The organism is Petralouisia sp. (assembly GCF_056822245.1).
This window is the reverse complement of record NZ_JBQIOP010000005.1, coordinates 102,042-112,283: the sequence shown is the minus strand read 5'-3', so window position 1 is coordinate 112,283 and position 10,242 is coordinate 102,042. Positions and strand designations below refer to the sequence as shown.

Below are 10,242 nucleotides of genomic sequence, written 5' to 3'. Positions count from 1 at the left end.
CGACAGTCCCAAAAACATAAAACCGACAAAAACCTCTTACATATCTAATTCTTATCAGGAAAGTCTAAAATCCATAGACACAAGATTTTTTACAGCCTCGCAAAAAGCCAGATTGGGGTCAAAGAGAGAAGCAGCAACTCGGATGATATTTTTTACAATGACTGGTATTACGGAAGGCGGGTAAATAACAACGGCATAGCTGCAAAATATGCCTGGTGCGCAGTTTTTGTATCGTGGTGTGCAGATCAGGCAGGAATTCCTGCCAGCGTTATTCCTAAAACGGCAAATACTACAGATATGAAGAACCGACTGATTAATTCCGGAGGTTCCAGCCATCTGAAAGGTTCCGGATATGCTCCCAGATGCGGGGATATTATATTTTTCGGTTCCAATGCCAGTCAGCATGTGGGTATCGTGAAATTTTCTTCCGGTAATACAGTTTATTATATTGACGGAAATAATACCCAGACGAATCCTCATGGAGTGCATGACAGCAGTTGTTCTTTGTCCGCCGGCAATTTATGGGGATTTGTAACGCCGAATTATAGCAATTCAGCTCCAGAAGTATCAGCTCCTTCCATTCATGTATGGATGTCAGATACTGAAATGGGAAACGTTCCCTCCGTTTACCGGACAGGAAAAAGCTATTATCTGTGTTATGAATTGATTGATACGGCCAGTGGGAAACGTTTTAATGAGGTGGCCAGTGCAAATTATACAATTACAGAAACGTTTTATAAACCGGACGGAAGTACGGCATTTTCCTATAGTTATGAGAACAGCGACAATAACTGGATTTCCCATGTACCTCAGGAAGCGGGGGTTTACAGGGGGAAAGTGGAAATTACCGGAGATTATATCGGCGACGCAGAAGTGTCATTTGAAGTAAAAGAACATAAAGTAATGCTGCATTCATGGTTTTCCGAAAGTAAAATGGGTGAGTCTGCATCTGTCAGTAAAAAAGGAACAACATATTATCTATGTTATGAGATTATTGACGACGAGACGGGAGAACTGACCTCAGATTTGGATGGACAAAACTATACGGTGACGGAAACCATTTACAAACCGGATGGAAGCGTAGGCGGAACTCATAGTTACAGTAATAGCCTGAGCAATTGGATTGGCTTTTGCTTGGAGGATGAAGGTACTTATAAAGGCGTTGTCACCTTTACGCTAAATGATTGTTCAGCAAGTTCGAATACAGAAATAACAGTAGCGCATACCCACAGCTATACTTCAAAAATCACAAAAAGGGCCACCTGCGCTGACTCCGGCATAAAAACATTTCAGTGCGCCTGCGGTAAGAAATATACAGAAAATATACCGAAAACAGGGCATGTGTGGGATAACGGCAAAGTGACAAAGCAGGCTACCGCTGTTTCTGAGGGCGTATATACTTATACCTGCATTTCCTGCGGCTCCAGGAAAACAGAAAAAATACCTGCGCTTGCTTTGAAGCCGGGAGAAAATGATATTCCAACTCCTCCTTTAAATTCGAATCCGGCCGGTAAACCGGAGGTGCCGTCAGATACAGATGAAAAGCCGAATCTTCCGTCAGATACAGACAAGAGGGATGATGCTTCGGAAAAAGAGGAAGGAGAAAATCTGGAAACAGGAAAGGTTTTTCAGGATTTTGCCGGCCATGCCGAATATGAAGTGATATCTGTAAACGGCTCTGAAATCTGTGTGGAATATACAGAAAGCACAGATGCAAAAGCAAGTGTCGTAAGAATTCCGAATATTGTGACGGCAAAGGACGGAACGGTTTGTAAAGTAACGTCGATTGGCAAAAATGCGTTTAAAAAGAATAAGAAAATTAAAAAAGTGATTGTGGGCAATCAAGTGAAGTCCATTGATGCCAATGCTTTTTATGGATGCAGAAATCTTACCTCTGTAAATTTGGGTAAAAGTTTGACCAGCATCGGCACAAATGCATTCAGCGGATGTACAAAATTGAAAAGTCTGACAATTCCGGCCAAAGTAAATAAAATTGGTTCAAATGCTTTTTATGGATGTAAAGATTTGAGAACACTGAATATAAAGACGGCAAAACTTACGTCCAAAGGACTCGGCAGGAAAGCATTTAAAGGAATTTCATCCCGGGCAGTGGTGCAGGTTCCGAAAGGAAAAGTTAAAGCATACCAAAAACTGTTTCGTCAAAAAGGGCTGAGCAGGAAGGTTAAATTAAAATGATAATGGATTTATAGAAATTCAGGAATAATTTAAAGGAAAAATATTAACATCTCAGGGAGGAAAGATTATGAAGAAAAAAAGAATACTCTGTGCTTTTATGAGTTTTATCTTAGCTGTAAGTTTGCTTTTCACCTTTGATTTGGAGGCAGAGGCCGTTTCACAGAGCGACGTGGTTTCACAGTTGGACTCTTACATTGCGCAGTATAACGGAAAAACGGCAAACTCTAACCAAATGTATATGGGGTCACAGTGCAAAGGCTTTGCCAACTGGATTTTTCTGAAGATTTTTGGAGTATATATTGGGCCTTATCCGGAATCTGCCAATTATAAAATAACCAATCCGAATGCCGAGACGGTGGGAATTATTGAGCCAGGCAATCTGAATGAAGAGTCAGCCAAAGCGCTGTTGAAAAAAGGCGTTCCCGGCGATTATATCCAGGTTCAGAGAAGTACGGCACGAGGTCGGGGCCCTCATTCCATGATATTGGCCGGGGTGAATGACAGTGGGATTGAAGTGTTTGACTGCAACAGCGACGGAAGGAATACCATTAAAAAATACAGTATAAGCTGGTCGGCATTTGATACAGCCAACAGGGCAATGTCTCTTTATCATGCTTATGGGTATACGGTCTCAACGAATACAAAACCTGTAAACCCAACTGTCTCACAAAATCAAGTGTGGTATGATATCAAAGACAGAATAGAATTAAAGGTTCACGCAGACGGTGCAATCAGCTATTTTATGTCGATATTTAAAGATGGGAATAAAATAATTTCTCAGGCAATTGATGGAACATATTCATTTGATGCATCTGCGTATGGTTATGGGAACTACAGCGCTTACTTTTCGTGCACAAACAGTGCAGGGACAATTGACACAGAATGGGTAGACTTTTCTGTAGTAGGAGCAGCGGATTATTCAAATGTTTTCGCTTCAAATTGGTGGTATGATTTGACAGATACAGTAAGCATTAGTGTTGATACAATTTGTGCGAAGGGACAAGTAATAGGTATTGACAAAGAAGGGGTAGGGAGGATTATCACAGAAGATACAGAAAGTACCTATACAATTGCGGCATCTGATCTTGGAGCAGGAGTTTATTCTGCGTATTTTTCAGTATACAATGGTTCCGGTGGAATAGATACAGAAAGAGTGTCATTTGAAATTGTGGATACCCCCAAAAAAGGAGCTGTCGTTTCCACAACGAAAACAAGTTATACATTAGATGATACAGTTCAGATATCTGTATTAGTATCTTGTGCTAAAGGACAGGTAATAGGCATAGATGATAAAATAGGAAACAGAAGGATAATTACTGAAGAGGCAAATAGTGGAACATATTCAATACCTGCATCAAAGTTGGGGAGAGGAAAATATTCTGCATATTTTTCTGTATATAATGGTTCAGGAGGGTATGATACTTCAAGAATTGAATTTGCAATTGACAATCAATTAACCAATCCAGAGATTTCAGTTAATAAAAATAATTATAAAATTAATGAAGATATTATTGTTTCAGCTTCAGCAAATGGCGGAGTGGAGTTTTACACACTCAAAGTCTATAATATATCTGGAACAGAGGTATTAAAAAAAGATTTCACAGGACACCATATTACAGTGAGTTCAAATGAATTAGGGGAAGGAACATACACGGCAAAAGTAACATGCAAAAATTATGCCTTTGAATCAGATACAAAAACAGTATCTTTCAATATTGGGACTCAAGTAATTCCAGAGGAACCAGATAGTTCTGATACAGACCAAAATGTGGGAAACAAAGAGGATACCACTGAATCAAACCCAGGAGAGAAAGAAGATAATACTGATCCGAATCCAGACGATAAAGACAACATTACGTTAGAAGAACCTGGGGATCAGGACATTTCCGATTCAGATTCCGAAGAACCGGACGATATGGAAGAAGGAGATATCTTCCAGGATGATTCCGGCAATGCAGAATATGAAGTGATTTCTGTAAAAGGAAATACAGTCTGTGTAGAATATACGGAAAACACGAATCCGAAGGCATCCGTGATCAGAATTCCCGCCACAATTGAAGCCGCAGACGGGACAATTTGCAAGGTGACTTCTGTTGCCGGCAGCGCATTCCGCAAAAATAAAAAAATCAAAAAAGTATTTGTGGGCAGTAATGTGGAAACCATAGGCGCCAATGCTTTTTATGGCTGCAAGAACCTGACGGATGTAAGCCTGGGCAAAAATCTGACAGCTATTGGGGCCAATGCGTTCAGCGGCTGCTCCAAACTTAAAAGACTGACAATTCCGTCTAAAGTAAAAAAGATTGGTTCCAATGCTTTTTATGGCTGCAAGAGTTTAAAGAAACTGACGGTTAAAACAACCAGATTAACATCCAAAGGGCTTGGAAAGAAAGCATGGAAAGGAATTCCGGCAAAAGCATCGGTGCGTGTTCCGGCAGGCAAACAGAAAACATACCAAAAGCTGTTCTATAAGAAAGGAATGAGCCGGAAAATAAAAATCAAATAAATTTTTGCAAAACGGCAGGCTGTCCGGGTTATGAACCCCAGACAGCCTGCCGGAATTTTGAGGGAAGGCCGGGCTGAACCGCAGATCCCATAGCGTTCAAATACCGCCCATACGATGTTATTACTCCAGCGGTTAAATATCGACGTTTTTACTTGCTTAAATTTCCATCTGCCGCGTTGTGCCCGATAAAGCGGGGCAGACCCTCATCAATCGTTGTAGCACTCGCTACAACTCATTCTTCCGCCTTGCAGATGAAAATTTATTCTGCGTAAAATTCGTCGACATTTAACCGCCGGAGTAATAAATTAACCGCCGCAGTAATAACACTGGAAATTTTCTGCCAAATATGCTAAAATCTTTACAGCGTAGCGGCAGCTATGCCATATTATAGTGAAAAAGATATTGACAGGTGGGGACATGGAAAAAGAAACAGATGTAGTAATCGTAGGCACAGGAGCCGCAGGGCTGTTCTGTGCGCTTCAGCTGCCGGAGAGTAAGGAAATAACCGTTATTACCAAGGATGAGGCCAGAAACAGCGACTCTTTTCTGGCACAGGGAGGAATCTGTGTCCTGCGGTCAGAAGACGATTATGACAGGTATTTTGAAGATACCATGAAGGCCGGGCATTACAGAAACAATGAGAAATCCGTGGAGATGATGATAAGAAGCTCCGGAGAAATCATTGAGTTACTGCTGGGATACGGCGTGGAATTTGAACGGCGGAACGGGGAACTGGCATATACCAGGGAAGGCGGGCATTCCCAGCCCAGAATACTGTTCCATGAGGACGCTACCGGCAAAGAAATTACCGGCAGGCTGTTAGAAGAGGCCAGGAAACGCAGGAATATCACCATATACGAACATACGGAAATGATTGATATTCTCTGTAAGGATAATGTCTGTTACGGAGTGGTGACGGCAGACAGCCGGGGCATTGTCCGTCCTGTCTGGGCAGGGCATACAGTGTTTGCCTGCGGAGGAATCGGCGGATTGTATCAGCATTCCACCAATTTTGCCCATCTGACCGGAGACGGACTGGCCATGGCGCTGCGGCATAAGATTAAGCTTCAGGATGTGAATTTTGTCCAGATACATCCGACGACGCTGTATTCGGAGAAGCCGGGCCGCAGATTCCTGATTTCAGAATCGGTTCGGGGAGAAGGCGCTGTTTTATACAATGCCCATATGGAGCGGTTTGTGGATGAACTGCTGCCCAGAGACGTAGTAACGCGGGCCATTGAGGAACAGATGAAAGCGGACGGAAAGCCCTATGTCTGGCTTTCGATGGAGCATATTGCCAGAGAAGATATTTTAAGCCATTTTCCGAATATCTTAAGGCGGTGCCGGGAAGAAGGATACGATGTGACAAAGGAATGCATTCCGGTGGTGCCGGGGCAGCATTATTTTATGGGAGGAGTGCAGTCGGATCTGGAGGGCAGAACCTCCATGGGACGCCTGTACGCAGTAGGCGAGACAAGCTGTAACGGCGTGCATGGGGCAAACCGTCTGGCCAGTAATTCCCTTTTGGAAAGCCTGGTGTTTGCAAGGCGGGCGGCTATGGATATTGCCGGCGCTGTTACAGAGAAAAAAGAGAAATACACAGAATTATTTTCCCCGGAGCAATATCAGGAGATTGATAAACTGCAGCAGGAAAACCATGCCCTGGTGCGGCAGGAAATAGAAAGGATGAAAGAAGCGTATGAACAACAGCATAACCATGACGTTAAATGCAGATGAGTTAATTTTACAGGCTTTGCGGGAGGATATCTCCAGCGAGGATGTTACCACCAATGCAGTGATGCAAAAAGCCCGGAAGGGAGAAGCCCAGTTAATCTGCAAGCAGGACGGAGTTCTGGCGGGCCTGCCGGTATTTCAGCGGGTATTTGAGCTTCTGGATGAAACCGTTTCTGTGGAATTTCATTATTCCGACGGCGATAAAGTAAAAAAAGGAGATTTAATCGGAACAGTTACCGGAGATATCCGAGCCATTTTGTCGGGAGAGCGGACAGCGCTGAATTATCTGCAGCGCATGAGCGGAATTGCAACTTATACCAACTCCATTGCGTCTCTGTTAGAGGGAAGCAAGGTGAAATTGTTAGATACCAGAAAAACCACCCCGAATATGCGTATTTTTGAGAAATATTCCGTAAAAATCGGCGGCGGTTACAATCACCGCTACAATCTTTCGGACGGAGTCCTGCTGAAAGACAACCATATCGGCGCAGCAGGCGGAGTGAAGGAAGCTGTCTTTATGGCAAAAGAATACGCGCCGTTTGTCCGCAAAATTGAAATTGAATGCGAAACGGTAGAAATGGTAATGGAGGCTTTGGAAGCGGGCGCAGACATTATCATGCTTGATAATATGACAGTGGAGGAAATGCAGAAAGCCATTGCTGTAATTGATGGAAAGGCGGAAATTGAATGCTCCGGCAATGTGACAAAGGAAAATATTGAACATTATATTTCTCTGGGCGTGGATTACATTTCCAGCGGCGCGCTGACCCATTCATCGCCTATTATGGACATTTCTCTGAAAAATCTTCATGCAGTTTAGAACTTTTGGGAAACTTACCAGGTTCACAGGCTAAATCGCAGAGGAGGAAAGAATACAGAATGTCGTTTAAGCAATTAGATGGCATTCTTTTTTGTGGATTTTGATAGAATTTGTAATTTAATACTGAGGAACCATAGCGATACAGATAGAAATTTGATAAAACTCAAATTTCTATCACAATTTATTTTTACACTAAATATGATAATTTGGAAATATTTGTTTTAGAGAATAATATGCAATAAAAGGAGAAAAAAATGAGCCATTTAGACGAACTGGAAGCGGAAGCCATATACATTATGCGGGAAGTGGCAGCAGAATGTGAGAAACCGGTGATGCTATATTCCATCGGAAAAGATTCCTCTGTTATGCTGCGTCTGGCTATGAAAGCATTTTACCCGGAGAAGCCGCCCTTTCCCTTTCTGCATGTGAACACCACATGGAAATTTAAAGAGATGATAGAATTCCGGGACGCCACAGCCAAAGAGCTTGGCATTGAAATGCTGGAATATATCAACGAAGATGGAATCAGGCAGGGCATTAACCCTTTTGACCACGGTTCTGCTTATACGGACATTATGAAAACCCAGGCGCTGAAGCAGGCGTTGGACAAGTATGGATTTACAGCGGCTTTCGGCGGCGGAAGAAGGGACGAGGAGAAATCCCGGGCCAAAGAGCGGATTTTTTCCTTCCGGAACGAAAGTCATGCCTGGGACCCCAAGAACCAGAGGCCGGAAATGTGGAAATTATTTAATACCAGAATCAAACAGGGAGAAAGCATAAGAGTATTTCCGCTGTCCAACTGGACGGAAAAGGATATCTGGCAGTACATCAAGCGGGAAAATATTCCCATTGTATCCCTGTATTTTGCAAAGCCGAGACCTGTGGTTGTGCGGGACGGCCAGATGATTATGGCGGACGATGACAGGCTGAAGCTGAGAGAAGGGGAAACAATTGAGACAAAAACCGTGCGGTTTCGGACACTGGGCTGTTATCCTCTGACCGGAGCCATGGAGTCAGAAGCGTCAACTTTGGATGAGATTATAGAAGAAACTTTGTCCTCGGTGGAATCAGAGCGGACAAGCCGGATTATTGATTCAGACGGCGGCTCAGCCAGCATGGAGAAAAGGAAGCGAGAGGGATATTTTTGACATGAAGAATGAATTATTGAAATTTATTACCTGCGGAAGCGTGGATGACGGGAAATCAACGTTAATCGGACATATGCTCTATGATGCGAAACTGATTTTTGCAGATCAGAAACGGGCCCTGGAGCTGGATTCCAAAGTAGGCTCCAGAGAGGGAAAGATCGACTATTCCCTGCTGCTGGACGGGCTGATGGCTGAGCGGGAACAGGGAATTACCATTGATGTGGCCTACCGCTATTTCAGCACGGAGCGCAGAAGCTTTATTGTGGCAGATACGCCGGGCCATGAAGAATATACCAGAAATATGGCAGTGGGGGCTTCTTTTGCTTCCCTGGCAGTGATTTTGACAGACGCCAGCCAGGGGGTACTGCAGCAGACCAGGCGTCATGCCAGAATTTGTTCGCTGATGGGCATTCGCCATTTTGTCTTTGCAGTGAACAAAATGGATCTGGTGAATTATGACAGGAAACGGTTTAAAAAAATTGAAAAAGAGATCAAAGTGCTGATGGCAGAGTTTGATTACGGAACGCTGCGGATTATTCCGGTATCAGCTACAGAAGGGGACAATATCACCCGGAAATCTGAAAAAATGATGTGGTACAGTGAAGATACGCTGCTTCATTATCTGGAAGAAGTAGACGTGGGAGCAAAGGAAGGCCGGCACGGCTTTTCCATGCCGGTACAGCGGGTATGCCGTCCCAACCACAATTTCCGGGGCTTCCAGGGGCAGATTTCCTCCGGCGAAATTGCCGTTGGGGAGGAAATCACAGTAATGCCCAGCCGGGAGAAAGCCAAAGTGATCGGAATTCTTCAGGGAGATCAGCCGGTAGAACAGAGCAGCTGCGGGCAGGCAGTTACCATTCAGCTTGATACGGAAATTGATGTTTCCAGAGGATGTGTGCTGGAGAGAGATTATAAGCTTTCTGCGGCAAATATGTTTGCGGCGTCTATTTTATGGATGGATGACAACAGTCTGATTGCCGGACGGAACTTCTGGCTGAAAACAGGAACCCAGCTGATTTCTGCTACAGTGATGAAAATCAAGTACAAGATTGATGTAAACACCGGAGCGGAAGTCTACACGGACGCCATTTATAAGAATGAGATTGCGTTCTGTGAAATATCCACAGGCAGCAATATTGTATTTGACTGTTTTGAAAACAACCGGGAACTGGGTTCTTTGATTCTGATTGACCGGATTACCAATATGACCTCCGCCTGCGGAACCATTGTCTATTCCCTGGAGCGGGGAGAGAACCTGACCTGGCATAATATGGATATTACCAGAGAAATGCGGGAAGGGAGACTGGGCCAGAAAGCCATTACCATCTGGATGACGGGACTGTCCGGCGCAGGCAAATCCACATTGGCCAACGCTCTGGAGAAGAGGCTGTTTGCCATGGGCAGGCATACCATGTTGCTGGATGGGGATAATGTGCGTATGGGCCTGAATAAAAATCTTGGATTTACGGAGCAGGACAGAATTGAGAATCTCCGCAGAATTGCAGAAGTCAGCAAGCTGATGAACGACGCGGGCCTGATTGTGCTGACCTCCTTTATCTCGCCTTACCGGTTGGAGCGCAGGAATGCCAAAGAGATTATCGGGGACAGCTTTGTGGAGGTTTACGTAAGCACGCCTTTGGAGGAATGCGAACGGCGGGATGTAAAAGGTCTGTATCAGGATGCCAGACTGGGCAAGATTGCCAACTTTACAGGCATATCCGGCAGATATGAGGAGCCGGAAAATCCGGATATCGTTGTAGATACCAGCAAACACAGCCTGGAAGAATGTCTGGATATTCTGTTAGAGGGCTTAGAGAAGTATTTGTAAGAGGTGGAATATT

The 10,242-nt window shown here is 44.1% G+C and carries 7 protein-coding genes; all 7 read left to right on the top strand.

Annotated elements, in window-relative coordinates; all coding sequences use genetic code 11:
- On the top strand, positions 1-184 hold a 184-nt coding region (locus ACTO17_RS03570), incomplete at its 5' end, for a hypothetical protein (protein WP_482556914.1).
- Positions 112-2,196, top strand: coding sequence for a leucine-rich repeat protein (locus tag ACTO17_RS03565; protein WP_482556918.1), 2,085 nt, complete (start codon positions 112-114; stop codon positions 2,194-2,196). The genes ACTO17_RS03570 and ACTO17_RS03565, both read left to right, overlap by 73 nt.
- A gap of 355 nt (positions 2,197-2,551) precedes the next feature.
- Entirely contained in the window at positions 2,552-4,699 is a 2,148-nt protein-coding gene (locus tag ACTO17_RS03560) for a leucine-rich repeat domain-containing protein (RefSeq protein ID WP_482556913.1), read from the top strand.
- A gap of 417 nt (positions 4,700-5,116) precedes the next feature.
- On the top strand, positions 5,117-6,436 hold the full coding sequence (locus tag ACTO17_RS03555; protein ID WP_172538506.1) for an L-aspartate oxidase: 1,320 nt from the start codon (positions 5,117-5,119) through the stop codon (positions 6,434-6,436).
- Positions 6,399-7,253 carry a carboxylating nicotinate-nucleotide diphosphorylase gene (gene nadC / locus ACTO17_RS03550; RefSeq protein WP_172538507.1) on the top strand — a complete coding sequence of 285 codons (855 nt, stop codon included), beginning with the start codon at positions 6,399-6,401 and terminating at the stop codon, positions 7,251-7,253. The genes ACTO17_RS03555 and nadC overlap by 38 nt, the downstream gene beginning before the upstream one ends.
- A 254-nt stretch (positions 7,254-7,507) precedes the next feature.
- Entirely contained in the window at positions 7,508-8,401 is an 894-nt protein-coding gene (gene cysD / locus ACTO17_RS03545) for a sulfate adenylyltransferase subunit CysD (RefSeq protein WP_172538508.1), read from the top strand.
- 1 nt (position 8,402) lies between these two features.
- Positions 8,403-10,229: an adenylyl-sulfate kinase gene (gene cysC / locus ACTO17_RS03540; protein ID WP_172538509.1), complete on the top strand. Its 1,827-nt coding sequence runs from the start codon at positions 8,403-8,405 to the stop codon at positions 10,227-10,229.
- Positions 10,230-10,242: the final 13 nt, after the last annotated feature.

Bases quoted from the DNA above. Each gene is read 5' to 3' on its own strand.
- ACTO17_RS03555 (WP_172538506.1), top strand. From the start codon at position 5,117: ATGGAAAAAGAAACAGATGTAGTAATCGTAGGCACAGGAGCCGCAGGG.
- nadC (WP_172538507.1), top strand. From the start codon at position 6,399: ATGAACAACAGCATAACCATGACGTTAAATGCAGATGAGTTAATTTTA.
- cysD (WP_172538508.1), top strand. From the start codon at position 7,508: ATGAGCCATTTAGACGAACTGGAAGCGGAAGCCATATACATTATGCGG.
- cysC (WP_172538509.1), top strand. From the start codon at position 8,403: ATGAAGAATGAATTATTGAAATTTATTACCTGCGGAAGCGTGGATGAC.